The organism is uncultured Bradyrhizobium sp., assembly GCF_936943645.1.
In the GTDB taxonomy this organism is placed as follows: Bacteria; Pseudomonadota; Alphaproteobacteria; order Rhizobiales; family Xanthobacteraceae; genus Bradyrhizobium.
This window is the reverse complement of record NZ_CAKZJO010000050.1, coordinates 1-26966: the sequence shown is the minus strand read 5'-3', so window position 1 is coordinate 26966 and position 26966 is coordinate 1. Positions and strand designations below refer to the sequence as shown.

27 protein-coding genes are annotated in these 26966 nt (G+C 64.8%); 13 read left to right on the top strand and 14 right to left on the bottom strand.

What is annotated here, in order from left to right; translation table 11 throughout:
- Nucleotides 1-46: 46 nt before the first annotated feature.
- Nucleotides 47-676 (bottom strand): glutathione binding-like protein, encoded by a 630-nt coding sequence (locus Q0743_RS09025; protein WP_298241188.1) that lies wholly within the window; start codon nt 674-676, stop codon nt 47-49.
- Nucleotides 677-687: 11 nt separating this feature from the next.
- Complete coding sequence (locus Q0743_RS09020) at nt 688-1281, bottom strand: cysteine hydrolase family protein (RefSeq protein WP_298241187.1); 594 nt, start codon at nt 1279-1281, stop codon at nt 688-690.
- A gap of 131 nt (nt 1282-1412) precedes the next feature.
- Here Q0743_RS09020 and Q0743_RS09015 point away from each other — a divergent pair, with 131 nt between their 5' ends.
- Nucleotides 1413-2252, top strand: a complete 840-nt coding sequence (locus tag Q0743_RS09015; protein ID WP_298241186.1) for a LysR family transcriptional regulator — start codon at nt 1413-1415, stop codon at nt 2250-2252.
- A 128-nt stretch (nt 2253-2380) separates the two neighbouring features.
- Nucleotides 2381-3130 carry a signal peptidase I gene (lepB, locus tag Q0743_RS09010; RefSeq protein WP_298241185.1) on the top strand — a complete coding sequence of 250 codons (750 nt, stop codon included), beginning with the start codon at nt 2381-2383 and terminating at the stop codon, nt 3128-3130.
- A 125-nt stretch (nt 3131-3255) separates the two neighbouring features.
- Here the strand turns inward: lepB and groL are convergent, their stop codons facing one another.
- Together groL and Q0743_RS09000 are read right to left on the bottom strand one after the other, a co-directional pair.
- Nucleotides 3256-4896, bottom strand: a complete 1641-nt coding sequence (gene groL / locus Q0743_RS09005; protein ID WP_298241184.1) for a chaperonin GroEL — start codon at nt 4894-4896, stop codon at nt 3256-3258.
- 48 nt (nt 4897-4944) lie between these two features.
- On the bottom strand, nt 4945-5259 hold the full coding sequence (locus Q0743_RS09000) for a co-chaperone GroES (RefSeq protein WP_014494241.1): 315 nt from the start codon (nt 5257-5259) through the stop codon (nt 4945-4947).
- A 375-nt stretch (nt 5260-5634) separates the two neighbouring features.
- Between Q0743_RS09000 and Q0743_RS08995 the strand changes: the two genes are divergently transcribed.
- Nucleotides 5635-5922 (top strand): usg protein, encoded by a 288-nt coding sequence (locus Q0743_RS08995; RefSeq protein WP_028177340.1) that lies wholly within the window; start codon nt 5635-5637, stop codon nt 5920-5922.
- A gap of 209 nt (nt 5923-6131) precedes the next feature.
- Here Q0743_RS08995 and Q0743_RS08990 read toward each other — a convergent pair whose 3' ends face one another.
- Nucleotides 6132-8261, bottom strand: coding sequence for a tetratricopeptide repeat protein (locus Q0743_RS08990; protein ID WP_367184867.1), 2130 nt, complete (start codon nt 8259-8261; stop codon nt 6132-6134).
- Nucleotides 8262-8447: 186 nt separating this feature from the next.
- Between Q0743_RS08990 and Q0743_RS08985 the strand changes: the two genes are divergently transcribed.
- The gene (locus Q0743_RS08985) at nt 8448-8975 is read left to right on the top strand and encodes a cupin domain-containing protein (RefSeq protein WP_298241182.1); all 528 of its coding nucleotides are present in this window, start codon (nt 8448-8450) and stop codon (nt 8973-8975) included.
- A gap of 238 nt (nt 8976-9213) precedes the next feature.
- Complete coding sequence (locus tag Q0743_RS08980) at nt 9214-9552, top strand: hypothetical protein (RefSeq protein WP_298241181.1); 339 nt, start codon at nt 9214-9216, stop codon at nt 9550-9552.
- Nucleotides 9553-9573: 21 nt separating this feature from the next.
- Here the strand turns inward: Q0743_RS08980 and Q0743_RS08975 are convergent, their stop codons facing one another.
- The gene (locus tag Q0743_RS08975; RefSeq protein ID WP_298241180.1) at nt 9574-10842 is read right to left on the bottom strand and encodes a nucleoside transporter C-terminal domain-containing protein; all 1269 of its coding nucleotides are present in this window, start codon (nt 10840-10842) and stop codon (nt 9574-9576) included.
- A 162-nt stretch (nt 10843-11004) separates the two neighbouring features.
- On the opposite strand from Q0743_RS08975, the gene Q0743_RS08970 reads away from it, so the two are divergent.
- Complete coding sequence (locus Q0743_RS08970) at nt 11005-12243, top strand: MFS transporter (protein WP_298241179.1); 1239 nt, start codon at nt 11005-11007, stop codon at nt 12241-12243.
- A gap of 209 nt (nt 12244-12452) precedes the next feature.
- Here Q0743_RS08970 and Q0743_RS08965 read toward each other — a convergent pair whose 3' ends face one another.
- The 6 genes from Q0743_RS08965 to Q0743_RS08940 form a co-directional block, all read right to left on the bottom strand.
- The gene (locus Q0743_RS08965) at nt 12453-13211 is read right to left on the bottom strand and encodes an SDR family oxidoreductase (protein ID WP_298241178.1); all 759 of its coding nucleotides are present in this window, start codon (nt 13209-13211) and stop codon (nt 12453-12455) included.
- Nucleotides 13212-13281: 70 nt separating this feature from the next.
- Nucleotides 13282-14040, bottom strand: a complete 759-nt coding sequence (locus tag Q0743_RS08960; protein WP_298241177.1) for a proteasome-type protease — start codon at nt 14038-14040, stop codon at nt 13282-13284.
- Between the two features lie 81 nt (nt 14041-14121).
- Nucleotides 14122-14529, bottom strand: a complete 408-nt coding sequence (locus Q0743_RS08955) for a carboxymuconolactone decarboxylase family protein (RefSeq protein ID WP_298241176.1) — start codon at nt 14527-14529, stop codon at nt 14122-14124.
- 66 nt (nt 14530-14595) lie between these two features.
- Nucleotides 14596-15438, bottom strand: coding sequence for a transglutaminase family protein (locus Q0743_RS08950; RefSeq protein ID WP_298241175.1), 843 nt, complete (start codon nt 15436-15438; stop codon nt 14596-14598).
- A 46-nt stretch (nt 15439-15484) separates the two neighbouring features.
- Nucleotides 15485-16429, bottom strand: coding sequence for an alpha-E domain-containing protein (locus tag Q0743_RS08945; RefSeq protein ID WP_100176763.1), 945 nt, complete (start codon nt 16427-16429; stop codon nt 15485-15487).
- Between the two features lie 4 nt (nt 16430-16433).
- Nucleotides 16434-17852, bottom strand: a complete 1419-nt coding sequence (locus Q0743_RS08940) for a circularly permuted type 2 ATP-grasp protein (RefSeq protein WP_298241174.1) — start codon at nt 17850-17852, stop codon at nt 16434-16436.
- Between the two features lie 282 nt (nt 17853-18134).
- On the opposite strand from Q0743_RS08940, the gene Q0743_RS08935 reads away from it, so the two are divergent.
- From Q0743_RS08935 to Q0743_RS08925, 3 genes are all read left to right on the top strand, one after another.
- Complete coding sequence (locus Q0743_RS08935) at nt 18135-18872, top strand: molybdopterin-binding protein (protein ID WP_097658358.1); 738 nt, start codon at nt 18135-18137, stop codon at nt 18870-18872.
- A 42-nt stretch (nt 18873-18914) separates the two neighbouring features.
- The gene (gene gpt / locus Q0743_RS08930; protein WP_063195254.1) at nt 18915-19442 is read left to right on the top strand and encodes a xanthine phosphoribosyltransferase; all 528 of its coding nucleotides are present in this window, start codon (nt 18915-18917) and stop codon (nt 19440-19442) included.
- Nucleotides 19443-19549: 107 nt separating this feature from the next.
- Nucleotides 19550-20167 (top strand): hypothetical protein, encoded by a 618-nt coding sequence (locus Q0743_RS08925; protein WP_298241173.1) that lies wholly within the window; start codon nt 19550-19552, stop codon nt 20165-20167.
- 16 nt (nt 20168-20183) lie between these two features.
- Here the strand turns inward: Q0743_RS08925 and Q0743_RS08920 are convergent, their stop codons facing one another.
- Nucleotides 20184-21206, bottom strand: coding sequence for a methionine synthase (locus Q0743_RS08920; RefSeq protein ID WP_298241172.1), 1023 nt, complete (start codon nt 21204-21206; stop codon nt 20184-20186).
- Between the two features lie 145 nt (nt 21207-21351).
- On the opposite strand from Q0743_RS08920, the gene Q0743_RS08915 reads away from it, so the two are divergent.
- The 4 genes from Q0743_RS08915 (at nt 21352) to Q0743_RS08900 (ending at nt 25938) form a co-directional block, all read left to right on the top strand.
- Nucleotides 21352-22053: a glutathione S-transferase N-terminal domain-containing protein gene (locus tag Q0743_RS08915; RefSeq protein WP_298241171.1), complete on the top strand. Its 702-nt coding sequence runs from the start codon at nt 21352-21354 to the stop codon at nt 22051-22053.
- 142 nt (nt 22054-22195) lie between these two features.
- Nucleotides 22196-22804, top strand: a complete 609-nt coding sequence (locus Q0743_RS08910; protein ID WP_298241170.1) for a 2-hydroxychromene-2-carboxylate isomerase — start codon at nt 22196-22198, stop codon at nt 22802-22804.
- Nucleotides 22804-23781, top strand: a complete 978-nt coding sequence (locus Q0743_RS08905) for an NADPH:quinone oxidoreductase family protein (protein WP_298241169.1) — start codon at nt 22804-22806, stop codon at nt 23779-23781. The genes Q0743_RS08910 and Q0743_RS08905 overlap by 1 nt, the downstream gene beginning before the upstream one ends.
- A gap of 111 nt (nt 23782-23892) precedes the next feature.
- The gene (locus Q0743_RS08900; RefSeq protein ID WP_298241168.1) at nt 23893-25938 is read left to right on the top strand and encodes a nitrate- and nitrite sensing domain-containing protein; all 2046 of its coding nucleotides are present in this window, start codon (nt 23893-23895) and stop codon (nt 25936-25938) included.
- A 33-nt stretch (nt 25939-25971) separates the two neighbouring features.
- Here the strand turns inward: Q0743_RS08900 and Q0743_RS08895 are convergent, their stop codons facing one another.
- Nucleotides 25972-26862, bottom strand: coding sequence for a crotonase/enoyl-CoA hydratase family protein (locus Q0743_RS08895; protein ID WP_298241167.1), 891 nt, complete (start codon nt 26860-26862; stop codon nt 25972-25974).
- Nucleotides 26863-26966: the final 104 nt, after the last annotated feature.

Genomic DNA, 26966 nt, shown 5'->3' with positions numbered 1-26966 from the left:
ATGCCTTCGCGATGGAACCCTCGGTGCAGCCCGCCGTGGCATCCTGTCACGCCGCGAGGGTTTTGCGCAGCGCCAGCTCGGTCGCGATCGCCTCCCGCACGGCGGGGCGCGCCTGCATGCGCGCGAGGTAGGACGCCAGGGACGGCCATTGCGCGACGTCCACGCCTGCGGGGCGGAGCAGCAGCAGCGCCCAGGTCAAATGAGCGTCCGCGACGGTAAAGCGATCACCGACCAGGAACTCGTGCTCCGCCAGATGCGCAGCCGGCACCGCCAGGGTCTGCGTGATCCTTGCGCGCGGCTTGGCCAGCGAGCCCTCGTCCTTGTACCAGAAGGTTGGAAACAGGAACGCCTTGTGGATCTCGCCGCCGATGAAGCTCAGCCATTCCTGCAGCCGATAGCGATCGGGATCGCCGTGATCGGGCGCAAGACCGGCCTTCGGCTTCGCGTCTGCGATGAATTGCAACACCGCGGCGCTCTCGGTCAGCCGCTCGCCGTTCTCCAGCACCAGGACCGGCACCGCGCCCTTCGGCGACACGCCGCGGAAATCGCTGCCGTCGTCCACGATTTTCTTCGTCCAGATATGAGCGAGATGATATTGCGCCTCGATGCCGGCCTCCATCAGCGCGATGCGGCTGGAGAGCGAGCAGGCCATCGGGAAGAAATAGAGTTGCAGCATGATCGGCTCCGTCAGGTCAACGCATCGCTCTGCGTGATGATCGCGAAGCGGTCAGAAAGCTCGGCCAGCGCGACTTCGTGAATCGTTCGGGCGTCGAGCGTGCCGCCGCGGCCGTCGGGCAGGTCGCGGGTGGCGCAGGCGTCGGCTGCGATCGTCGTGCGCAGGCCGAGATCGAGCGCGGCGCGGGCGGTCGAGGAGACGCACATGTGCGTCATGAAGCCGGCCAGAACGATGTTCTTGCGTCCGGTGGCGGTAAGCCGGGCTTGCAGGTCGGTGCCCGCGAGCGCGTTCGGCAGCGCCTTCTCGATCACGGCTTCGCCCGCGAGCGGTGCCAGGCGCTCGACGATCGCGCCGCGCGCGGCCTCGCGGTCGAACAGGCCGCCGGCGCGGCCCTTGTGCGCGACATGGAAGATCGCAGCGCCGCTCTCCCTTGCCCGCGCCAGCAGGCGCGCGGCTGCTGCGATCGCCGGCTGCGCATCCGGCAGGGCCAGCGGGCCGGCGCAATATTCGTTCTGGATGTCGATCAGCACGAGGCAGGCTTCATGGAGCTTCGGCGGATTGAGATCAGCGCCGGCGAGTTCGAGCAGGGTCTTGGGAGCGGTCATGCTGGTCAGGGCCTTCTGGCGTATCGGATGGCGCGACATTAGCGCAGCCGCGTCCTGCCATTGTGCAGGACTATTGCAGCATATGGCTGCAGAATTGCAGGCGGCAGCATGGCCTGCTAGGCTCGGTCCCCATGAACTGGGACGATCTGCGCATCATCGCCGCGGTGAGGGACGAGGGCACCTATGCCGGCGCCAGCGCGCGGCTGCGCATCGACGAGACCACCGTCGGCCGCCGTCTGGCGCGCATCCAGCGCGATCTCGGCGTGCCGCTGTTCGACGCCGTGGACGGGCTGCGACGGCCGACGCGCCATTGCGAGGCGGTGCTCGAACATGTCGGCGCGATGGCCGCCCATGCCGCCGCGATCGATCGCATCAAGGAGAGCCAGCCGGGCCCGGTCGGGCGCCTTCGCATCGCCTCGACCAATGCGGTCGCCGAGGAGTTGCTGGCGCCGCGGACGAGCAGCTTCCTGCGCGATCATCCCGGCCTGACCCTGCAATTCCTCACCTCCAGCGGCAACGTCAAATTCTCGCGCTGGCAGGCCGACCTCGCCATCCGCCTGCGCAAGCCGGAGAAGGGCGACTTCACCATCTCCAAGCTCGGCGATGTCAGGCTGTATTACTTCGAGCCTGCCGACCGCACCGGAGGCGAGCCGATCGCCTGCGTCTATCCGGACGAGCTCGACACGATCCCGGAAGCGCAGTTCCTGCGTGCCAAGCGGCTGACGAACGTCCGTTGCATCACGGACAATGTCCGCATCATCAGGACGATGATCCAGTCGCATCAGGCCGTCGGCGTGCTGCCCGAGCACAGCTGCACCGCCTTGCTTGCCGACCGCGGTCTGCGCGCCACGCTGCTGTCGAAGCGGCGCGACGTGTGGCTGCTCGTGCAGAACCATCTCAAGCGCGACGCGGCGACGCGCGTGACGATCGACTGGGTCAGGCACTGCTTCAAGGATGCCTCGCCTGGCTGACCACGGGGGAGGTCCAGGCCTGCACATTGAACGCAGCCTGCGCGATGTGCGACCAAGATCACGGAGCCGGGATTGCGCGTGCGCCAGGGTTGCTTAATCTCGCGACGAGACTTGATCGGGGCAGGTGCATGACCATTCTTTCGGAAACGACCCGGCCCTCGCGGGCGCAAGCGCGGGACTGGAAAGCGATTGTCATCCTGATCCTGCTGGTCCCGGTGCTGTGGTCGCCGCTGATCCTGTTTCGTTTCGTGCTCTATCAGCCGTTCAGCATCCCCTCGGGTTCGATGGCGCCGACGCTGATGGTTGGCGACTACGTCTTCGCCGCCAAATATGCCTATGGCTACGGCCGCTACTCCACTCCGTTCGCGCCGTCCTTCATCTCGGGCCGTATTCTCGCCGCCGACCCCGCATACGGCGACATCGTCGTGTTCCGGACCGCGAAGGACAATTCGGTCGACTACGTCAAGCGCGTGGTCGGGCTGCCCGGCGACCGCATCCAGATGCGGCAGGGCCAGCTCATCCTCAACGACCGCCCGGTGACGCGCGTCGCCCTGGAAGCGCGGCCCGCCGGTTCGACCTGCGGAGGCGACGAGGACGCGAAGGTCAAGCGCTGGCGCGAGACGCTGCCGAACGGCGCGTCCTACGTGACCAACGACTGCGACGACAACGGCTACCTCGACAACACCAGCGTCTTCACGGTGCCGCCGGGCCATTTCTTCGCGCTCGGCGACAACCGCGACAATTCCACCGACAGCCGCATGATGTCGACGTTCGGCTTCGTGCCGATGGACAACCTCGTCGGCAGGGTGACGCGGATCTTCTGGTCGCTCGACGAAGACGGCGAGCCGCGCTTCGAGCGGCTGGGGAAGGTGCGGTAGGCCTGCTGTCATTCCGGGCTCGCGCCCAAGCGGGCGCGCCCCGGAATGACGGGGAGAGAGCATCCCCCAAACAAAAACCCCGGCATCGCTGCCGGGGTTTCGTCGTTCTTGAGATCGTTGGACGCTTAGAAGTCCATGCCGCCCATGCCGCCGCCCGGGGGCATCGCCGGACCGGCGCCGCCCTTCTTGGGCAGCTCGGCGACCATGGCTTCCGTGGTGATCAGGAGCGCGGCCACCGAGGCAGCGTTCTGGATCGCGGTACGGACCACCTTGGTCGGGTCGATGATGCCCTTCTTGACGAGGTCGGCATATTCGCCGGTCTGGCTGTCGAAGCCGTAATTGTACGACTTGTTCTCCAGCACCTTGCCGACGATCACCGAGCCGTCTTCACCGGCGTTGATCGCGATCTGGCGGGCGGGAGCCGACAGCGCCTTGCGCACGATCTCGACGCCGGTCTTCTGGTCGTCGTTCTTGGTGCGCAGGCCCTTGAGCTGCTCGGAGGCACGGAGCAGGGCGACGCCGCCGCCCGGGACGATGCCTTCCTCGACAGCCGCGCGGGTCGCATGCATCGCGTCATCAACGCGATCCTTGCGCTCCTTCACCTCGACCTCGGTCGCGCCACCGACGCGGATCACCGCGACGCCGCCTGCGAGCTTGGCGAGACGCTCCTGGAGCTTCTCACGGTCGTAGTCCGAGGTGGTCTCCTCGATCTGCGCCTTGATCTGGGCCACGCGCGCCTCGATGTCGGCCTTCTTGCCGGCGCCGTTGACGATCGTGGTGTTCTCCTTGTCGATCATCACCTTCTTGGCGCGTCCGAGCATGTTGAGCGTGACGTTCTCGAGCTTGATGCCGAGATCTTCCGAGATCGCCTGGCCGCCGGTCAGGATCGCGATGTCCTGCAGCATGGCCTTGCGGCGATCGCCGAAGCCCGGAGCCTTGACGGCCGCGACCTTCAGGCCGCCGCGCAGGCGGTTCACGACCAGGGTCGCGAGGGCTTCGCCTTCGACGTCCTCGGCGACGATGACCAGCGGCTTGCCGGTCTGCACCACGGCCTCGAGCAGCGGCAGCAGCTCGTTCAGCGAGGAGAGCTTCTTCTCGTTGATGAGGATGTAGGCGTCGTCCATCTCAACGCGCATCTTGTCGGCGTTGGTGACGAAGTAGGGCGAGATGTAGCCGCGGTCGAACTGCATGCCCTCGACGACGTCGAGCTCGGTCTCGAGCGACTTGGCTTCCTCGACGGTGATGACACCCTCGTTGCCGACCTTCTTCATGGCGTCGGAGAGGAACTTGCCGATCTCCTGGTCGCCGTTGGCCGAGATGGTGCCGACCTGGGCGATCTCCTCGTTCGAGGTGACCTTCTTCGAGTTCTTCTGCAGGTCCGCAACCACGGCCTCGACCGCGAGGTCGATACCGCGCTTGAGGTCCATCGGGTTCATGCCGGCGGCAACCGACTTGGCGCCTTCCTTCACGATCGCCTGGGCGAGCACGGTGGCGGTGGTGGTGCCGTCGCCGGCCGCGTCAGCGGACTTGGAGGCGACTTCGCGCACCATCTGGGCGCCCATGTTCTCGAACTTGTCGTCGAGCTCGATCTCCTTGGCGACGGTGACGCCGTCCTTGGTGATGCGGGGAGCGCCGAACGACTTGTCGAGCACGACGTTGCGGCCCTTCGGACCGAGCGTGACCTTCACCGCGTTGGCGAGAACGTCGACGCCGCGCAGCATTTTGTCGCGCGCTTCAACCGAGAATTTGACTTCTTTGGCTGCCATCTGGAGTTTTCCTTGGATGATGTTTGACTGGAGGGAGGAGAGGGGCTCTTAAGCCGCCTTCTTCTTGGAAGCGGGGACGTCGAGGACGCCCATGATGTCGCTTTCCTTCATGATCAGGAGATCGACGCCGTCGATCTTGACCTCGGTGCCGGACCACTTGCCGAACAGCACGCGGTCGCCGACCTTCAGGTCGATCGGGATCAGCTTGCCGGCTTCGTCGCGGCCACCCGGGCCAACGGCGACGACTTCGCCCTGGGAGGGCTTTTCCTTGGCAGTGTCGGGGATGATGATGCCGCCGGCGGTCTTCTCTTCTGCGTCGATGCGCTTGACCACGACGCGGTCGTGAAGCGGACGGAATTTCATGCAGCTCTCCTAAGCATTTGCACGAGTTGATGATTTCAAAGTGTTAGCAATCGGCGCCCGCGAGTGCTAGCGCCGGCGGAGCTGAAATAGGACAGGAAATTTGCGGGGGCAAGGGCTTCTAGCAGAAAATTTGGCGCTCCAAAGGCCGGCCTGCCAGAATCTCTTTACCATCGTTAACCGGTCTTCATGACCGTATTAGCACGGAGCCTCCTGTGCTGCTAAAGCATTGAATTTCAACAGCTTGTTAAACTTTTGGGCTTGAGATGGATTGTCAGTTTGCGTCACATTTCTCTCATGTGAGCGCATCGTTTCCGGGTGGCTCCCCGGGGCACCGATCAAGCCACCCCTCAATGCGCTCCTGCAAAGGAGGTTGGCATGGGCTTGCGGAGTGGGGGCGTTTCCGAGGACTTCCGGAAACAGATGCTGGGCTACGGGCTGACGACGGCACAAATTCTCTACCGGATGCCGGACCATCCCTCGCTGCTCCAGACCTATGTCTGGCAGAACTACGATATGTTTCCGAAATTCCCCGCCCTGAAGGACTTCCTGGCGTTCTGGCAGGAGAAGCTCGACGGTCCGCTCCATTCCGTCACCGTAGCGCATTCCAAGCTGATCAAGCCGGCCGAGCTGCGCGCCGTGGACGGCGTGTTCCGGCTGCATTGAGCAGAAAGCCGGTCCTGTAAGTCCTGTAGGGTGGACAAAGGCGCTCTTGCGCCGTGCCCACCATCTGCCTCCGATTGAAAAAGGTGGTGGGCAGGCTTCCGCCTTCGCTCATTGAGCTTCGGCGGACAAGTCGCTTTGCCCACCCTACGATATCTCCATTGCCGCTGCGTCGAGCGAACGCGCAGTCCGCGTAATCGCCCGAGGGGCAATCAACCACCGCTGCTGCAATAGCGCTGCCACATCGCGCGATAAGCCTCGTCCACCGCGCGCCCGTATGAGACGGGGTTGCTGGCGGCCGTTGCCCGGATCCTGTCGGGCAGTTCGCGGCGCAACTTCTCGAGCTCTTCGATCTGCAAGCCCCAGCTCGTTGCGATGTCGATATACGCCTCGCGGCTATCGGTGACCCAGTCCGGCAAGCCGAGTGCGGTGAGGATGGAGCCGGCCGCACGGCTGGGGAGACTGTTGCCGAGTTTTGCGACCACCGGCACGCCCATCTGCAGGGCTTCCCAGGTGCTGACGCCGCCATTCTGCGGGAACGGGTCGAGGCAGATGTCGACGCGATTGAACGATGCCAGATGTTCGCCGCGCGAGGTGGCCCCAAGCAGCTCGACGCGTTCGGCCGGCAAGCCGCAAGCCGCGAACCGCGCCAGCAAATTTTCGCGGACCATCTGGTCGTCCAGCGCGACGTCCTTGATCAGCAGTCGCGAACCCGGCACCGCCTCGAGAATCCTGGACCAGACTTCCGCGGCCTCGTCGGAAATCTTGCTGATGCGGTTGAAGACGCCGAAGGTGACGAAGCCGTTCGAGATCGCCGGCGTCGGTGCCCGCGTAATCCCGTCCGGCAGCGGCGCCAGCGTCACGAAGCATGGCAGGTCGACAATGGTCTCTGCGAACAGATGCCGGACATCCCGGGGAATCGCGACCGGGTCCGACATCAGATAATCGATCGTCGGCAGGCCGGTGCCCGTGCCGTGGCCCCAGCCATGGACCTGGATCGGTGCCGGTTTGCGCGCAAATACACCGAGGCGGTTGCCTCTTGTATGGCCGGACAGATCGATCAGGATATCGATGCCGTCGGCGCGGATCTCGTCGGCGAGGCGATCTTCGGTCCATTGCGAGGCATCGCGCCAGCGATCGGCGATCTCACGAAATTCGCCGGTCGCCGCATCCACTTTCGCCGAGCAGGCGTAGCACACGATCTCGAACTGTGTCCGGTCATGGTGCTGAAGGACCGGCTTGAAGATCAACGCGGCCGAATGCGCGTTGAAATCCGACGAGACATAGCCGAGCACCAGGCGGCGATCCGGATCGCGGCCGTTGTCGTGCGGTCTCGCCGTTTCTGAAGCGATCTTCGCGCCGACGCGGTCCCACCACACCTGCCGCGCCTGCTGATGCCGCTCGACGGTGGCGTCCCCTGCAAAGTCGAGCGTGAAGATCTTGTTGGAGATTGCGCTCTGCAGGTCAGGCTGGATGTCGAGCGCCCTGTCGAAACTGGCGAGCGCATCGTCGACCCGGCCAAGTCCGGCGAGGCAGAGGCCCAGCACCAGGTGAGCCTGAATGGAGCCGGGATCGATCGCGAGGGCCTGCTCGCAATCGTGCGAAGCCTGGGCAATCTGCTGGATCTGGAGCAGCACACCGGCCCTTGCGAGCCACCCGTTGGCCTCGTCGGGTGCCAGCGCGATGGCCCGGTTGCCGTCCGCCAGGGCTTCGTCAAATCGCTGAAGTTCCCGCAAGGCGGTGGCGCGGTTCGCGAGCGCCGCCGCGTAATTGGGCTTGATCGACAGCGCGCGGTTCAGGCTTGCGACGGCCTCGTCATAGCTGCGCTGACGGCAGAGCGCCCAACCCCGGCCGTTATGGGCTTCGGCAAGGTTCGGGTCGAGTGCGAGCGCCTTGTCGTAGCTGCGCAGCGCTTCCTCGTGCAGCTCCAGGGCTACGCTCGCGTTGCCGAGATTGGACAACGTGACGGCGTGGTTAGGCCGCAGGGCGAGGGACTTTCGATAGCTCGCGCAGGCCTCGTCGTGACGCCGTAAGCCGTTGAGAGCGATGCCGAGGCTCATATGGGCATCGGCGGATCGCGGATCAGCGGCGACCGCCCGGCTCAGCAGGCTTTCGGCTTGCTCATAGTTCTTGGCATCGGACTCCAGGATGCCGAGCATGTGCAGCGCGACGATCTGGTTGGGCGCGAGTTGAAGGACCTGGCGATAGGCGGTCTTCGCTTCCGGCAACAGCCCCATCTTGTGCAGCTGGAGAGCGTGCCCGAGCATTGGCAGCACTTCGGCCTTCTGCCGCTTTTGAAGCCGGGCATTCTGAAATGCACGCTGACCTACGCTGCCGCCCATGAATCAAGTCCCCCAGAATCTCCCTGCAAGATTAATTCAGCGAGAAAACGAATACGAGACGAGGGCCATTCGCGACGACAGCTTCGGACAAGCTACGACCGCAATTGCTGCCTCGTCCAGGACTGGCTAGTCTGCGCCCGGGCCGAACCCGTCCGGCGGGCGCGGCAGAGATCAGGGAGGCAGACAATGGCCAAGCAAAAGGCATCACGACCCGCCACGAAGACTGCGGTGAAGAAGCGCAGCGGCGTCAAGGCCGCGGCACGCTCGCCGGCCCGCAAGGCGGTGAAAGCGAAGGCGCCCTTCGCGGCTCCAAAAAAGCCAACCCGGGCGAGGCAGCGCATCGCGATCAGCCATCACCGTGAGGAAGACTTCAAGGCCGACGGCCTGCGCGCCTACGCCAAGTACCGCGACCTCGGCATCGCCGACGCGACCCGAGGTCTTGCGCAAGCGCATGTGATCCGCCTGCAGGGCCCTTGCGATCCGGCGGAGGTCTCCAAGCTGCACTTTCACAACGTCGAATTCCAGATGGTCTACGTGCTCAAGGGCTGGGTGAAGACCTATATGGACGGGCAGGGCGAGACCTTGATGAAGGAAGGCAGCGCCTGGACCCAGCCGCCGAAGATCAAGCACATGATCCTGGATTATTCCGACGACGTCGAGTTGCTGGAGGTGATCCTGCCGGCGGAGTTCAAGACGGTGGAGCTGAAGGCGTAGACTCTCTCCTCGTCATTGCGAGCGGAGCGAAGCAATCCAGACTATCTCCGCGGATGCATTTCTGGATTGCTTCGCTCCGCTCGCAATGACGGGGGAGGGTTTCTTCGTAGCCCGGATGGAGCGCAGCGTAATCCGGGGCCGCTGCACGCGACGGTGCGCACTTTCCCGGACTACGCTGCGCTCCATCGCGGCTACTGGCTTTTCGCGTTTGCAATGGCTTTTCGGGCGTTAATAGAACATGGTCGACATTGCACTCTCAGGCGGTCTACTTCTGTATTATCGTCACCCGACATTTGAACTCCTTTGCACTGCGGGAGAAGCTTCGTCGGTCGACCTTTCGTTTGACGAAGCGCAAGCGCTTTTTGCGTCTATTGCATCAGCCTGTGAACGATTGGAAATTGTCCAGGTCAAACTTGACCGCTTATCGTGGACGACAGATGCAAGACTGAATCCGAAGCACCCGGACCGCGTCATTGTAAAATTCAGCGGAGCGCTTGGCTGGGGGAATATTGGGTTGAATCGTCGCCATCTGCTTTCCGCTTGCCAGGAATTCGCAGATGCATTTGGGACGAACTGACGAGATTCAGACAGTTCGTACCTAACTCAACACCCCCACCACCGCCCCCATCAAGCACGTCGTCAGCGTCCCCGATACGATCGACTTCAGTCCGAGCGTGTTGATCTCCTCGCGCCGCTCCGGCGCCATCACCCCTAAGCCGCCGATCATGATGCCGAGGCTGGCGAAGTTGGCGAAGCCGCACATCGCATAGAGCATGATCAGGCGCGAGCGCGGATCGAGCGTACCGGGCGGCAGCTTCGAGAAGTCGACATAGGCGATCAGTTCGTTGAGCACGGTCTTGGTGCCCATCAGGCTGCCGGCGGTGACGGCCTGGTCCCACGGCAGTCCCATCAGCCAGCACACCGGCGCCATCACAAGGCCGAGCAGGCGCTGCAGCGAGATCGCGGCGCCGCCAATGTTCGGCAGCAGGCCGAGAATGGCGTTGACGAGATAGACCAGCGCCACCAGCACCAGCAGCATGGCGACGATGTTGATCAGCAACTCGATCCCCGCGCTGGTGCCTTTCACGATCGCGTCCATCGTGCCGGACACCTCCATCTCGGGATCGCTGGCGACCCGGGGATCTCCCAGCATGCCGCCGGTGCGCTTGTCCGAGGTCTCGGGCACCATGATCAGGCTGATGAGGATCGCGGCCGGTGCGCCGAGCACGGACGCGATCACGAAATGCGCGGCGGCATCCGGGATGAGGGGCGCGAGCAGCGTCGCATAGAGCACCAGCACCGTGCCGGCGATGCCCGCCATGCCGCCGGTCATCACCAGGAACAATTCGCTGCGGGTCATCTGTGCCAGATAGGGCCGCACGAACAGCGGCGCCTCGACCATGCCGAGGAAGATGTTGGCGGCGGTCGACAGGCCGACCGCGCCGCCGACGCCGAGCGTCCGCTCCAGCAGCCAGGCCATGCCGCGGACAACAGGCGGCAGCACGCGCCAGTAGAACAGCAGCGTCGTCAGCACGCTCATGACCAGCACGATCGGCAGCGCCTGGAACGCCAGAATGAAGTCGGCGCCGGGCACTTTGACGTCGAAGGGCAGGGTGCCGCCGCCGACATAGCCGAACACGAAAGCGGAGCCGGCGCGGGAGGCCGCGGAGATCGCCCCGACGGCGTCGTTGATGGCGCCGAAGGCGTGCGCGACGACCGGCAGCTTCAGGAGCACGATCGCGGTGGCGAAGGTGACGAGCAGGCCGACCGCGGCCTGGCGCAGCGACACGGCGCGCCGATTCTCCGCCAGCGCGAAGGCGATCAACAGCAATGCGAAAATGCCGAGTGCCGATTGCAAGCGCAGCATGATGTCCCCAAACCCTCAATGATTATGGCCGCGCCCGCGCTGCAAAGGCAATGCCGGGAGCAGCCGGAAGCGCCCCACTGTTGACAAGCGGGTCGACCTCGGTCACGCGGGGCCCCGTCCACGTCGAAGGGGGAGAGCGGTCCGAGGGTGACCCGAAAGGCGATGCCAGAGCAGCCAGTATCCGGACATCCGCCGGTCAGCGCCCGCGCGCTTCTTGCGCACCGCGCGTTCCTGTTCTTCCTGCTGTCGCGCAGCCTGTCGCGTTTTTCCAGCCAGATCGCGGCGGTCGCGATCGGCTGGCAGATCTACGATCTCACCGGATCGGCCTTCGATCTCGGCATGGTCGGCCTCGTCCAGTTCCTGCCCACCGCGCTCCTGGTGTTCGTCGCCGGCCATGCCGCCGACCGCTTCGAGCGCAAGCGCGTGGTCCAGCTCTGCCAGCTCGTGGAGGCCGCGACCGCGCTCTATCTCACCGTGATCACTTATCTCGGTGTGGTCAGCGAGGTGCAGATCTTCATCGCGACCTTCCTGCTCGGGATCGCCGGGGCGTTCGAGAGCCCGACCACGGCAGCGCTGCTGCCGCTGATCGCGCCGCAGGGCTCGCTGCAGCGTGCCACCGCCGTCTCCAGCGGTGCGGCGCAGGTCGCAACCATCACGGGGCCCGCGCTCGGCGGCTTCGCCTATGCCGTCGCACCGCATCTCGCCTATGCCATCATGGTGCTGTTCTGGATCTTCGGGATGATCCTGACCGGCTTCATCCGGCCGCGCCCGCAGGCCATCGCGAAAGAGGGAACGGACTCCGACAACATCTTTGCCGGCGTCCGCTTCATTCGCAGCAACCCGGCCATCCTCGGCACCATCTCCCTGGATCTGTTCGCGGTGCTGTTCGGCGGCGTCACGGCGCTGCTGCCGATCTATGCGCGCGACATCCTCCAGACCGGCCCTGTGGGGCTCGGCGTGCTGCGCGCTGCGCCCGCCGTCGGCGCGTTGCTGATGACCGTGGTGCTGGCGCGTCACGCCATCTCCAGGCATGTCGGCCTGCGCATGTTCCAGGCCGTGATCGTGTTCGGCCTCGCCACCATCGTGTTTGCGCTGTCGTCCTGGATGTGGCTGTCGGTGCTCTCGCTCGCCGTGCTCGGCGCGGCCGACACGATCAGCGTCGTGATCCGTTTCTCGCTGGTGCAGCTCGCAACGCCCGACGAGATGCGCGGCCGCGTCGGTGCGGTGAACTTCCTGTTCATCAACGCCTCCAACCAGCTCGGCCAGTTCGAGAGCGGCGTGGCCGCCGCGCTGCTTGGCGCCATGCCGGCCGCCGTGCTCGGCGGCGTCGCCACCGTCGGAGTAGCGCTGCTCTGGATGAAGCTGTTTCCAAGCCTGCGGAAGGTGGAGAGTTTGGAGTAGGCCTCCGCTCTCTCCCCGTCATTGCGAGGAGCCCTTGCGACGAAGCAATCCAGAATCCCTCCGTGGAAATATCCTGGATTGCTTCGCTGCGCTCGCAATGACGATTGTTGAGACAGCGCGGGGACTTAACTCGTGCCACCCCCGCTGCCGAGCAACAGCAGGCGCCTCTTGACGCCTACTGTGCATGGGGTTGTTTTCGCGTTTTTTACTTAACCCCGTCCGACGAACGGCATCTTGGTCGCCATCACCGTCATGGTCAGCACGTTGGCATCGAGCGGCAGGCCGGCCATGTAGGCGACGGCATCGCCGACGGCCTTGGCGTCCATGCGCGGCTCATGCTTGGTGGTGCCGTCGGGCTGCAGCACGCCCGGGCCGTTGACCATGCGATCGGTCATCGGGGTCGCGGCGTTACCGATGTCGACCTGGCCGACCGCGATGTCGTACATGCGGCCGTCGAGGTTCGAGGCCTTGGTGAGGCCGGTGATGGCGTGCTTGGTCGAGGTATAGGCCGCCGAGAACGGCCGCGGCGCGTGCGCCGAGATCGAGCCGTTGTTGATGATGCGGCCGCCGCGCGGGCTCTGGTCCTTCATGATGCGGAAGGCGTGCTGGGTGCACAGGAACGGGCCGGTGAGGTTGGTGTTCACCACCGCCTGCCACTGTTCGAGGCTGAGATCCTCGAACGGCACGGCCGGCGCGCCCATGCCGGCATTGTTGAACAGCACGTCGAGCCGGCCATAGGTCGCCTTCACCTTGTCGAACAGCGCGGCGATGGAATCCGGCTTGGTCATGTCGGCGGTGACGCAGAGGCTCTTGCCGGCGGGGCCGAGCTTTGCGGTCTCCTCGAGCATGTCGAGCCGGCGCCCGACCAGCACCACGGTGAAGCCGATGTTCATCAACGCCAGCGAGGCGGCGCGTCCGACACCGGTGCCGGCGCCCGTCACCACGGCGATCTTCTTTGCTTCACTCATCGTTTCCTGCCTTTTCTCTCTTCAAGGTCTCTTGGTTGTCAGGTCTTGTGGTTGTCAGGTCTTGTAGCTGTCAGGTTTTGGGTTCTTTTTCGTTCTTGTAGGGCGGCCGCGGAATGTTCTGATGCGCCGCGCGCAACGCCGCCGACCAGCGCGAGCGCAGATCGTGGAAATAGGGCTCACCCGCCTCGATGCGGTGGTTGAGGTCGGCCTCGCAGGCGTCGCTGCGCACCACCAGCACGTCGATCGGCAGGCCGACGCCGAGGTTCGAGCGCATGGTCGAATCCATCGAGATCAGCCCGGTCTTCAGCGCCTCGTAGAGCTCGACGTCGTAATGCATGGCGCGGTCGAGCACCGGCTTGCCGTACTTGTGCTCGCCGATCTGCAGGTAGGGCGTGTCGGTGGTGCACTCGATGAAATTGCCGGCGGTGTAGACCATGAACAGGCGCATGCGCGCGCCCTTGATCTGACCGCCGAACAGGAAGGAAACGTCGAAGGACACGTCCTCGGATCTCAGCGCCGGCCCTTCGGTGGCATGCACGGCGCGGATGGCCCGGCCGATGCGCTGGGCCGCCTGGAACATGGTCGGCGCGTTCATCAGCGTCTCGAGCTCGCCCGTGTTGGGGTCTTCCAGGCCTTCGGTCAGTGTGGAGAGCACGGATTGGCTGATCGCGAGGTTGCCGGCGCTGGCGATCGCCATGATGCGATCGCCGGGCTTGGAGAAGATGTGCAGCTTGCGGAAGGTCGAGACATTGTCGAGACCGGCATTGGTGCGGGTGTCGGCGATCATCACCAGACCGTCCCGAACCAGGATTCCGCAACAATAGGTCATTTCCAGTCCCCGAACGCGTTTGCGCGGAATTACTAGCCAATTTCGCCGGCCGCTCCAACCCCCGATTCCCGGGGCAGAACCTCAGTCGGCTGTATCGACCAGAAACGCCGCATCGACGGGCACACCGAGCGCGGTGACCAGGCGGTTGGTCTCCGCGGCCATGCCGACGATGGCGAGCAGCTCGCCATATTCGGCCTCGCTCATCCCCTTGGCCCGCGCGGCGGCGGTGTGGGAGTGGATGCAATAGCTGCAGCCATGCGCGATCGACACCGCGACATAGAGCATCTCCTTGACCTTGGGATCGAGCGCGCCCGGCGCCATCACCTCCTTGATGCTCTCCCAGGTCCGCCGCAGCGTCTTCGGATCATGCGCCAGCGCACGCCAGAAATTGTTGACGAAGTCCGACTTCCGCACCTTGCGGATATCGTCGAAGACGGCGCGCGCCTCGCTGGAGAGTTCATCGTCCGAAAGCAGTTTGACAGTCGCCATGGGGTCCTCGCGGGAACAGGTCTGATCCCGCGAGTGTAGCACGTCCGATAGGCCGGACGGCGGCGCCTAGCTCTGCCACTGCGACTGCGATTGCCCGCCGCGGCCGGCCTGGTCGACCTTCACGGCCACCGTCAGCGTCTCCGCGCCGCCGCCATAACGGGTGCCGCGCACGGGGGCCGCGCCGAGATAGTCGAGCCCGATCGCGACGCGGACATGGGCGTCGGTGGCGCAGATGCCGTTGGCGGGATCGAAGCCGACCCAGCCGAGATCGGGCACGAAGGCTTCCGCCCAGGCGTGCCCGGCATCCTGATGCAGCATGCCGTCCGCGCGCAGGAAATGACCGGAGACGAACCGCGCCGGCACGCCGCCGACACGGGCGCAGGCGATGAAGATGTGTGCGTAGTCCTGGCAGACGCCGCGCTTGAGCGCGAATGCCTCCGCCGCCGAGGTCCCGCTGTTGGTCGGGTCCTCGTCGAACGTCATGTGATCGGCAATCTCGCTCATCAACGTATGCAGGAAGCCGAGCGTGTCGCTCTCGGCTTCGCTGCGCAACTGGCGCGCCACCGCCGCCATCGCCGGGTTGACGGAGGTGAGGTCGGTGGCGCGCAGGAACATGCCGGCCGGAAAGCGCTCGTCGGCGCCGCGCAGCACGCCGCCGGTGTCGTGGGTCTCGATCAGCCCTTCGGCGGTGATCTGGATGTCGCCGACAGGCCCGCAGGACAGCACATGGGTGACGTTGCCGAAGGCGTCCTCATGCATGTCGAGCTTGGTGTCGGTGGAGACGTCGATCTGCCATTCCGCCACATATTGCCCGTCATGGCTGCCGGGCGTCATGCGCAGGATCTGGATCACGCTCGTGGCCGACGGCTCGTAGCGATAGGTCGTGGTGTGCAGAATTCGCAGGCGCATGGTGACCGTCGTTCTGGCGTCGTTCCGGGCGGTGCGCAGCACCGGGTCAGATCAAATACTGCTTCGTGATGATTTCGCCCAGCCTGGAATTGTCCGTGATGAATTCCTGAATGAATTCATGCACGCCATGCTGGAAAATGTCGTTCATGTTGCTGTGTTCCAGCCGGTTGCGGATGCCGCGGGCGTGGCGCTGGGCCGGGCCCTGGCGGCCATAGGCGACGCCGATCTGGTCGAGATTGCGCACGAGATTGTCGTAGCAGCTCGCCAGCGAGCGCGGCAGCGTGCCGTTGAGGATGAGCAGGTCCGCGACCAGCCACGGCTTCAGCGTCTCGCGGTAGACCCAGTGATAGGCCGTCAGCGCCGAGACCGAGCGCAGGATCGAGCTCCATTGATAGAAGTCGAGCGGGCCGCCGACATGCTCCTCTTCCGGCAGCAGCACGTGATACTTCACGTCGAGAATGCGCGCGGTGTTGTCGGCGCGCTCGAGGTGCAGGCCGAGGCGCGAGAACCAGTAGGCGTCGTTGCGCAGCATGGTCCGGTAGGCCGAGCCGTCGAAGCGCAGCGAGGTCTCCTGCACGAAGCGCAGGAACTTGGCCAGATCCTCGCGAGTCGACGTGCCCTTGCTCCAGACCTCCTGCAACTCGATCCAGGCCGAGTTGATGGTGTCCCACATCTCGCTGGTCAGCGCGGTGCGGACCGAGCGTGAATTCAGACGCGCCGCCTCGATGCAGTTCCTGATCGAGGACGGATTGTCCACGGAGAAGGAGAGATAGTCGACGACGTTGTGCTCGTTGGCCTCTTCATATTTCTGATAGAAGCTGGCGGCGACGCCGGCGGTGAGCAGCGCCGAGTCCCATTCGTTGGTCTTGCCGATATAGGCGGCGGGAAGCGCGGTGACGCGCAGCGTCGCATCGATGGTGCGCGCGAGATATTCGGCCCGTTCGACGTAGCGGGCGAGCCAATAGAGGTTTTCGGCGGTACGCGACAGCATCGAGCTACTCGTCCAGGATCCAGGTGTCTTTGGTGCCGCCGCCCTGGCTCGAATTCACGACCAGGGAGCCTTCCTTCAGCGCGACGCGTGTCAGTCCGCCCGGCACGACGGTGGTCCGCTTGCTGCCGGTGAGCACGAAGGGTCTGAGATCGACGTGGCGCGGCGCGAGGCCCGAGGCCGTGCAGGTCGGGCAGGTCGAAAGCGCCAGCGTCGGCTGGGCGATGAAGCCCTCCGGCTCGCGCTTGAGCTTCTCGCGGAACGCTTCGATGGTGGCCTTGGTCGCGGCAGGTCCGATCAGCATGCCGTAGCCGCCGGAGCCGTGCACTTCCTTGACGACGAGCTCGCTTAAGTTGTCCAGCACATAAGCGAGATCCTTCGGCTCGCGGCAGCGCCAGGTCGGGACGTTCTTCAGGATCGGCTCCTCGCCGAGATAGAACTTCACGATGTCAGGCATGTAGGAGTAGATCGCCTTGTCATCGGCAATGCCGGTGCCGACCGCGTTGGCGAGCGTGATGTTGCCGGCCGCATAGGCCGACATCAGCCCGGGCACGCCGAGCACGGAATCGGGACGGAAGGTGAGGGGGTCGAGGAAGTCGTCATCGACGCGGCGATAGATCACGTCGACCCGCTTCAGCCCTTCCGTCGTCCGCATGAACACTTCGTTGTTCTTGACGATGAGGTCACGGCCCTCGACGAGCTCGATGCCGAGCTTGTCGGCGAGGAAGGAGTGCTCGTAATAGGCGGAGTTGTAGACGCCCGGCGTGAGCAGGGCGACTGTCGGCTCGCTGGATGCGCTGAGCGGCGCGACCGAGCGCAGCGCGGCGAGCAACTCGTCCGGATAGCGCTCGACCGGCGCCACCCGGTGGCGGGCGAACAGATCCGGAAACAGCCGCATCATGATCTCGCGGTTTTCCAGCATGTAGGAGACGCCGGACGGCGTGCGCGCGTTATCCTCCAGCACGATGAAGTCCTCGGCGTCGACCCGGACGATATCGATGCCGGCGATGTGCACGTAGACATCGTGCGGCACCTGCTGGCCGTTCATCTCGGGGCGGAACACTGGGTTCTGGAAGATCAGATCGTCGGGCACGATCTCGGCGCGGAGGATGTCGCGGCCGTGATAGATATCGCGCAGGAACATGTTCAGCGCCTTGACGCGCTGCTTCAGCCCCTTTTCCAGCAGCGACCATTCCTTGCCGGACATGATCCGGGGGATCACGTCGAAGGGGATCAGCCGCTCGGTTGACTCCGAATCGCCGTAGACCGCGAAGGTGATGCCGATCCGGCGGAATAGCAGCTCGGCCTCCTGGCGGCGATATTCGAGCGCCTCGGGAGGGGTCTCCTTGAGCCAGCGCGCCAGCTCCTGATAGGCGGGGCGAAGATCCCCGCCGGGAATATTCATTTCATCAAACGCGACTGCCATAGATCCCGACTGTTCTCCCCGGGGCGTTGCGCCATTGGTCAGGTCGTTTGGTCCTTGGTGGAGACCGCAACGTCCTGTGGCCATGCCGTGAGAGTGCATGACTTCCGTAGGAGGTAGCAAGGGCCGGGCCAGCGCGATAAGCATGGACTGGCGGCGTTTGCCGGGGACGGCCGGCGGCCTGCCTGAAAAAATGGCTGAGGACTGCTTATTTCGGCAGCAAAACCGCGTGACTTCAACGCGTTACCCCGGCAAAGTCGGCGCCACAGGTGAGGGACTTAAGGCATGAGCGAGATCGTCACGGCGGGCATTCTGGTCATTGGGGACGAAATCCTGTCCGGCCGGACCAAGGACAAGAATATCGGCTTCATCGCCGAATACCTGACCAATATCGGCATCGATCTGAAGGAAGTCCGGGTCGTCTCCGACGACGAGCCCGACATCATCGCGGCCCTGGATGCACTGCGGCATCGCTACACCTATGTCTTCACCACCGGCGGGATCGGGCCGACCCATGACGACATCACCGCCGACAGCGTCGCCAAGGCGTTCGGCGTCGGCATCGACCACCACCCCGAGGTGGTCGCCCGCTTCCGCGAGCGCTGGAGCGAGCAGGACCTCAACGAGGCCCGCCTGCGCATGGCCCGCATCCCCGATGGTGCCGAGCTGATCCAGAGCGCGACCATCCTCGCCCCCGGCTTCAAGATCGGCAACGTCATCGTCATGGCGGGCGTACCCTCGATCATGCAGGCGATGATGGACATCGTCGCGCCCAAGTTGAAATCGGGAGTGCGCATGCTCTCCGACACCGTGCGCGCCAATGCGCGCGAGGGCGACATCGGCAGCCCCTTGCGGGCGATCGCCGCCGCCCATCCCGACACCATCATCGGCAGCTATCCCTTCATGGACGAGGAGCAGAAGCCGAACACCAATCTGGTGGTGCGCTCGCGCGATCCGGAGAAGCTGGCGGCTGCTATGGCGGCCGTGAAGGACATGCTGGCGGGGTTGAACATCACCCGCTAAAGCTCCCGGCGCGCCGGGCGCTGTGCGAAGCAGGAGACGACAATGGCTGGTGAAGCACCGGAACTGAGTGCGCAGGAGCGGGCGGGCAGGGCCTTTCCGGTCTCGTGGGACCAGTTCCACCGCGACTGCCGGGCGCTGACCTGGCGGCTGAACGAAGTCGGCCCGTTTCATGCGGTGATCGCGATCACCCGCGGCGGTCTCGTGCCGGCCGCGATCGTGGCGCGCGAGCTCGGCGTGCGCGTGATCGATACGGTCTGCATCGCGAGCTACGATCACGACAAGCAGGGCGAGCTTCAGGTGCTCAAGGGCATTTCGGAGCAGGCGATGAAGCTCGGCGGCGGCACCGGCAAGGGACTGTTGATCGTCGACGACCTCGTCGACACCGGCAAGACCGGCAGGCTGGTGCGCGAGATGCTGCCCGATGCGCATTTCGCCACCGTCTATGCCAAGCCGAAGGGCCGTCCGCTGGTCGACACCTTCATCACCGAAGTCTCGCAGGACACCTGGATCTTCTTTCCCTGGGACACCGCGCTGTCCTACCACCCGCCGCTGCGGGATGGGGCGGCGTGATATCCGCCGTCATTGCGAGCGAAGCGAAGCAATCCAGAAATGCATCCGCAGAGATAGTCTGGATTGCTTCGTCGCAAGGGCTCCTCGCAATGACGGGTTGAGACACCATGCCCCTGCAAAACCGCGTCACGCCCACCGGCGAGATCATCGCCACGCCGCATCGCGGCATGTTCACCGGCAATCGCGGTATCATCCATGATCCCGCGACCAAGACGCTGCTGAAAAAGCGCTGGTCGTCACCGGCCTGGATCATTTGCCTGTGCGAATTCCGCGGCTGGCGGCGCCCGGTGATGGCGCGGCGGAGCTGGACCGAGCTGTTCTTTCTCGACGAAGCCACCGCCTTTGCGGCGGGACACCGACCTTGCTTCTTCTGCCGCCGCGACGATGCCAACCGGTTTCGCGCGTCCTGGGACAAGGGGAACGGTACGAGCAAGGTGAGTGCGAAGGCGATGGACGCCGAACTGCATCGGGAGCGGCTCGATCGCGGCAAGAAGCGGCTGCACGACTTGCCGATGCCACCAGCGCAATTGCCCGACGGCGCGATGGTGCAGCAGGGCGAGGAGAGCTTCCTGATGAGACAGGGCCAGCCGCTGCTGTGGTCGCCCGCCGGCTATGCCCGCGCCGAGTGCGAGCTAGAGAGCCCGATGCTGCTGACGCCCCCGTCCACACTGCGGGCGTTCAGCGCCGGCTATCAGCCGACGCAGCATCCGAGCGCGCTGGACTAGCGGACCCGCCTTCGGATCATCCCAGCTTCTCCCGCGCCAGCGAGGCGCCCGCGCCGAGCGCCATCAGCTTGGCTTCGGCGATCTCGCGCCGCATCGGGGCCATGCCGCAATTCGTAGTGGCGATGATGTTGCTCTTGGGCACGAATTTCGACACCGCGTCGATCACCTTCACGACGTCCTCGGCGGTCTCGACGGTGTCGCTGGCAACGTCGATCACGCCGGCCTGCACGACCTTGTTCTTCAGAAGCGCGAGCAGGTCGAGCGGCACCTTGGAATTGCGGCACTCGATCGCGACCTGCTGGATCGGGCTCGCATCGATCGCCGGAAAGATCTGCTCGTATTGCCGCCATTGCGCGCCGAGCGTCTCCTTCCAGTCGGTGTTGGCCTTGATGCCGTAGCCGTAGCAGATGTGCACGGCCGTGGTGCAGGTCAGTCCCTGCGCGGCGCGCTCCAGCGCCTTGATGCCCCAATCGTTGACCTCGTCCATGTAGACGTTGAAGGCGGGCTCGTCGAACTGCACGAAATCGACGCCGTCGGCCTGCAGCGCCTTGGCTTCCTCGTTGAGCAGCTCGGCGAAGGCAAACGCCATCTTGACGCGATCGCCATAATAGCGATCGGCAATGGTGTCGATGATGGTCATCGGGCCGGGCAGGGTGAATTTCAGCTTCTTCTTGGTGTGCGTGCGTGCCACGCGGGCCTCGAAGGCGTGTACGCGATCCCTCAGGCGGAGCGGGGCGACCACCTGCGGCACCATCGCCTTGTAGCGATCCTTGCGGATGCCCATCTCGACCTTGTGGGCGAAATCGATGCCTTCGATCTTCTCCAGGAATCCGTGGACGAAGTGCTGACGGGCCTGCTCGCCCTCGGTGAGGATGTCGATGCCGGCGTCCTCCTGGATCTTCAGCCAGATCAGCGTCGCGTCGCGCTTGGCGCGCAGCAACTCGTCGCCTTGGGATTTCCAGGGCGCCCAGAGCATGTTCGGCTCGGCGAGCCATTCCGGCTTCGGCAAGGAGCCGGCGATCGTGGTTGGAAACAGCATGGCGGCCCTCCCGGCAGGTGATGTTGCGCCCCTTCCTGCCATGTCCTAACGTCGAGGTACAGAACAACGAAAGTCGCTCTCTATTCCGGCGGCGGCGACAGGAAATGCCAGGGAAGACCCCAAGGGAAGTGCCAAGGGACAGGTCATGATCGACCTCTATTACGCGCCGACGCCGAACGGCTGGAAAATCTCGATTGTGCTGGAGGAGCTCGGGCTTCCCTATACGGTGAAGCCCGTCAACATCCGCGCCGGCGAGCAGTTCAGTCCCGAGTTCCTGGCGATCTCCCCGAACAATCGCATTCCCGCGATCGTCGATCATGATCCCGCCGACGGCAGCGGACCGTTCTCGGTCTTCGAGACCGGCGCGATCCTGATCTATCTGGCGGAGAAGACCGGCCGCTTCCTGCCCACCGATCTGCGCGGCCGCTCCACTGCGATCCAGTGGGTGATGTGGCAGATGGCTGGCCTCGGGCCGATGCTCGGCCAGCACGGCCATTTCGCGCTCTATGCCGCCGAGAAGATTCCTTACGCGATCGAGCGCTATCGCGACGAGGCCGCGCGGTTGTACGGGGTGCTCGACCGGCAGCTGAAGAAGACCGGCGCCTATGTCGCCGGCGACTATTCCATCGCCGACATCGCCTGTTTCCCCTGGACCATGACCCACAAGGCGCAAGGCTTCACGCTCGACGACTATCCGAGCGTCAAACGCTGGTACGCCGAGGTGCGGGCGAGGCCGCAGGTGCAGGCGGGGCTTGCGATCGGAAAATTCGTCAAGGAGCCGTTCGACGAGGAATCACGCAAGATCATGTTTGGGCAACGGGCTAAGGAAGTGCTGGGAAGGAAGTAGGCACCGCTCTCTCCCCGTCATTGCGAGCGAAGCGAAGCAATCCAGAGTTTTTCCGCGGAGGGATTCTGGATTGCTTCGTCGCAAGAGCTCCTCGCAATGACGGGGAGAGGGCGGGGCAAGACAAGACACATAAGGAAACGCCATGATCGAATTCTTCTTCGACTGCTCCAGCCCCTGGACCTATCTCGCCTTCCACAACATCCAGCCGCTCGCCAGGGAGGCGGGCGCCGAGATCGTCTGGCGGCCGATCCTGGTCGGCGGCATCTTCAACACGGTCAATCCGAGCGTCTATGCGCAGCGCGAGAAGCCGGTGCCGCTGAAGGCGCGCTACATGAAGAAGGACCTTCAGGACTGGGCGCGCTCGGCCGGCCTTGCGATCAAGATGCCGCCGACGGTGTTTCCGGTGAACAGCGTCAAGGCGATGCGGGGCTGCATCTGGCTCGGCAAAGACATGGTGCCGTTCGCGACGGCCGTGTTCGAGGCCTATTGGGGCGAGGACAAGGACATTTCGCAGGACGCCGTGCTGGCCGAGATCTGCAGGAAGGTCGGCATCGACGCGGCAAAGTTCTTCGCTGGCATTTCGGAGCAGGGGATCAAGGATCAACTCAAGGCGAATACCGAAGAGGTCGTCGCCCGCGGCGGCTTCGGCTCGCCGACGATCTTCGTCAACAAGACCGACATGTATTTCGGCAACGACCGCCTGCCGCTGATCCGCGAGGCGCTTCTGCGCAGCAAGGCGAGCGCGGCCTGATGGTGCGCGCCGTCGTCTGCCACGCGCTCGGCGAGCCCGAGACCCTGCGCCTGGAAGAATATCCGTCGCGCACCCTGAAGCCGGGCGAGGTGCGGGTCAGGATCCGGGCCGCGGGCCTCAATTTCCCCGATGTGCTGATGGCCGCCGGGCAATATCAGCTCAAGCCGGAATTGCCGTTCACGCCCGGCATGGAAGCCGCCGGCGACGTCACGGAGATCGGCACCGAGGCGAAAGGTGTTGCCGTCGGCGACAAGGTCATCGTCAAGATGCGTCATGGCGCATTCACGGACGAAGCCGTCGTCACGCCGTCGCAGCTGACCCCCAAGCCCTCGACATTCGACTACGCGGAAGCTGCGACTTATCTCGCCGGTCATGGCACGGCCTATCACGCGCTGATCGATCGCGGCCGGGTCGAGCCGGGCGAAGTGCTGCTGGTGCATGGCGCCGGCGGCGGCACGGGATTGGCGGCCGTCGAGATCGGCAAGATGCTGGGCGCGACCGTGATCGCCACCGCTTCCAGCGACGAGAAGCTCGCTATCGCCAAATCGCGCGGCGCCGATCATCTCATCCGCTACGACCGCGAGCCGTTTCGCGATGCCGTCAAGCGCATCACCGACGGGCGCGGCGCGGACGTCGTGTTCGATCCCGTCGGCGGCCAGGTCTTCGAGGACTCGATGCGCTGCATCGCCTGGGGCGCGCGGCTCCTGGTGATCGGCTTCACCGGTGGCATCGGTTCGGCGAGGACCAACCTCCTGCTGATCAAGGGTGCGAGCGTGCTCGGCGTACGTGCCGGCGAAGCGGTACGAAAGAACCCTGCGCTCGGACAGCTGCGTCTGAATGCGCTGCTGCAATGGGCGGAGGAAGGCAAGCTGCGCCCCAACGTTTCACACCGTCTGCCCCTGCAGGATTATGCAAAGGCGATGCGGCTCTTGATCGACCGCAAGGCGATCGGGCGTGTAGCGCTGACGATGGACTGATCGGCCTTGCCGCATTCGTGAGCAGGCGTCGCCTATCTTTTTCTCACTCGTATAAGGCGTTTTCTTTACCAGTCCGATCCTATCACGAGTACGCAATCGTGAACTCGGATGATGTTCAGGAATATAAGAATAATTCATCGCATCGCGCTGGCGGCGCTGCTGCCTCTCGCGACGCTCGCTGCGCTCGCCCTGTACGATATTTCCGCCAAATGGGCCGTGCGTTCTGAAATGGTGGCGATGCAGCCGGTCGTCGACGGCGTCGGCAAGTTGAGCGGCCTGGTCCACGAGCTGCAGCGCGAACGCGGATTGTCCCTGACCTTTCTGAGCAGCAAGGGCACGCAATTGGGCGCCGAGCTCCAGCAGCAGCGCGGCCGCACCGACGCGGGCCGCGCGATGGCGCTGGGTGCGCTGGCGGATCTGACGAGCGAAGGCCGCGGTCGGCTCGCCTCTGCAAGTCAGGCGGCAACCGAGAGCTTGGGACGCCTTGATTCACTGCGCGCGCAGATCGATCGGCAGGCCATCGCTCCCGCAGCGGCGACCGGTGCCCTGACGGAGATCGTCGGGCGTCTGATCACGGTGACATCAGGCATTTCCAAGCTCGCAACGGATGACGAGATCTCGCGGTCGATTGCCGCCCACGCCAATCTGGTGGAGGCCAAGGAACGCGCCGGCCTGGAACGCGCGACCGTCGCCGGTGCGATCGCCGCCGGACGTTTCGAGCCGCAGGCCTATGTCAGGGCGATTGGCCTTGCAGCCGCGCAGGACAGCTTCTTTGCCGCCTTCCGCGCGGTGGCCTCGCCTCACGCGAGGGATCTGTTCAGCTCGGAATTTTCGGGGCCTGCGATCGACAAGTTCGACGGCATGCGCAAGGTCGTCGAGCGCGGCGGGCTTGCGGGCGAGTTCGGCTCGCTCGGCAGCAAATCCTGGTTCGATGCCGCCACGGCTCGGATCGATCTGCTGAAGAAGATCGAGGACGGCCTGGTGACGGAGCTCACCGGCCTGATGGCGAAGAAAAAGTCCGAAGCAACTCTCAGCCTCGGTCTCGTGACGGCGCTGTCCTTGCTCGCCCTGCTGACGAGCATGTTGACCGCGGCGATCATGGCGCGGGGCATTGCCGTGCCGATCGGGCGGCTCGCCGGCACCATGACGCATCTTGCCGACGGCAAGCTGGACCAGCAGGTGGAGGGCACCGACCGCACGGACGAGATCGGCTCGATGGCGTGCGCGGTTCAGTTCTTCAAGGACAGCCTGGTTCGAAGTGTCGAGCTGAACGCGAGAGAGCGTGAGGCTGCTGCGCAACAGGCCGCGCGCGCGACGCGCATCGACGAGCTCTCCGACCGCTTTGACGTCGACGTGACCGAAGTGATCGAGACCGTCATTTCCGCATCGTCGCAGCTGGAGGCGACCGCGGGCGGGATGAGGCGTTCCGCCGGCCAGACCAGCGACAAAGCGGCCAGCGTGGCGGGCGTGACCGAGATTGCGTCGGCGAACATGCAGACCGTCGCTGCGGCCACCGAGGAATTGTCCAGTTCGGTTGCGGAGATCGGACGGCGCGCGACGCAGTCGGCGCAGATCGCGGAGAAGGCCGTCACCGAGGGACGGCGCACCAACGAAACCGTGCAGGGGCTCTCGTCGGCGGCGGAGAAGGTCGGCGACGTGCTCCAGCTGATCAACGAGATCGCGCGGCAGACCAATCTGCTGGCCTTGAACGCGGCGATCGAAGCGGCGCGGGCGGGGCAGGCGGGCAGGGGATTTGCCATCGTGGCGGGCGAGGTGAAGAGCCTCGCTGAGCAGACCTCCAGGGCGACCGACGACATTCGCGATCAGGTCGCCGCCATCCAGACCAGCTCCGGACAGGCCGTGAGCGCGATCCACGGCATCACGTCCACGATCGAGGAGATCAACGAGATCGCCTCGTCGATCGCCGCCGCGGTCGTCGAGCAGGACGCGGCCACGCGGGAAATCGCCCGCAATGTTCAGGAGGCCGCACGAGGGACTGGCGAGATCTCGCAGAGCATCCAGGGTGTGAAAGTCGGATCGAGCGAGTCCAGCGCTGCCGCCGGCGAAGTGTTCGATGCCTCCGAGGAGCTGACGCGTCAGTCGGAGAACATGCGTCAGTTCGTCGAGACCTTCATTCGCGCCATCAAGGCGGCGTAGGCCTCTTTCGCCTACGCCACCTGGGCGGGCTCGTTACTTGTAGTCCCGCTCCGACCACCAGGGGAAATAATCCGGCATATCGCTCGAGACCTTGTTCTTGAACTCTGCGGGCCGCTTCTCCAGGAACGACACCACGCCTTCCTTGACGTCGTCGGAGCGGCCGCGGGCGTAGATGCCGCGGCTGTCGACCTTGTGGGCTTCCATGGGATCATCGGCGCCCATCATGCGCCACATCATCTGGCGGATCAGGGCGACCGAGACCGGCGCGGTTTTCGCGGCAAATTCCTTGGCCAGCGCGCGGGCGGTCGGCAGGAGATCGTCGGGAGCGACGACCTTGCTGACGAGGCGGCCGGCGAGTGCCTCCTGTGCCGGAAAGACGCGGCCGGAATAGCACCATTCAAGCGCCTGCGAGATGCCGACGATGCGCGGCAGGAACCAGCTCGAGGCAGCCTCCGGCACGATGCCGCGCTGGGAGAACACGAAGCCGAAGCGCGCGGCCTCGGATGCGATGCGGATGTCCATCGCGAGCTGCATGGTGACGCCGATGCCGACCGCCGGGCCGTTCACCGCGGCAATCACGGGCTTGAGGCATTTGAAGATGCGCAAGGTCACCTGGCCGCCGCCGTCGCGCACCTGCGGATCGCTGTAGTCCACCTTGCCGTCGGCGAGGCGCTTCACCGGCCCGCGCCGCGCGTCGCGGTCGAACGTGTCGGCGCCGGAGGAGAGATCGGCGCCGGCGCAAAATCCGCGTCCTGCGCCTGTCACGATGATGGCGCGGACGTTGTCGTCCTTGTCGGCGGCGTCGAACGCGTCGATCAGCTCCGCTTGCATCTGCGCGTTGAAGGCGTTGAGCTTGTCGGGCCGGTTCAGCGTGATGGTGAGGATCTGCTCGGCGACCTCGTACTTGATCGTCTCATACGCCATGGTGGGTTTCCTTCCTTTATTCGTTTCGCTGCGCAGACGGCAGAGGCTGATTTCTTCACCCTCCCCTGGAGGGGAGGGTCGATCGCGCGACGCGCGAGCGGGGT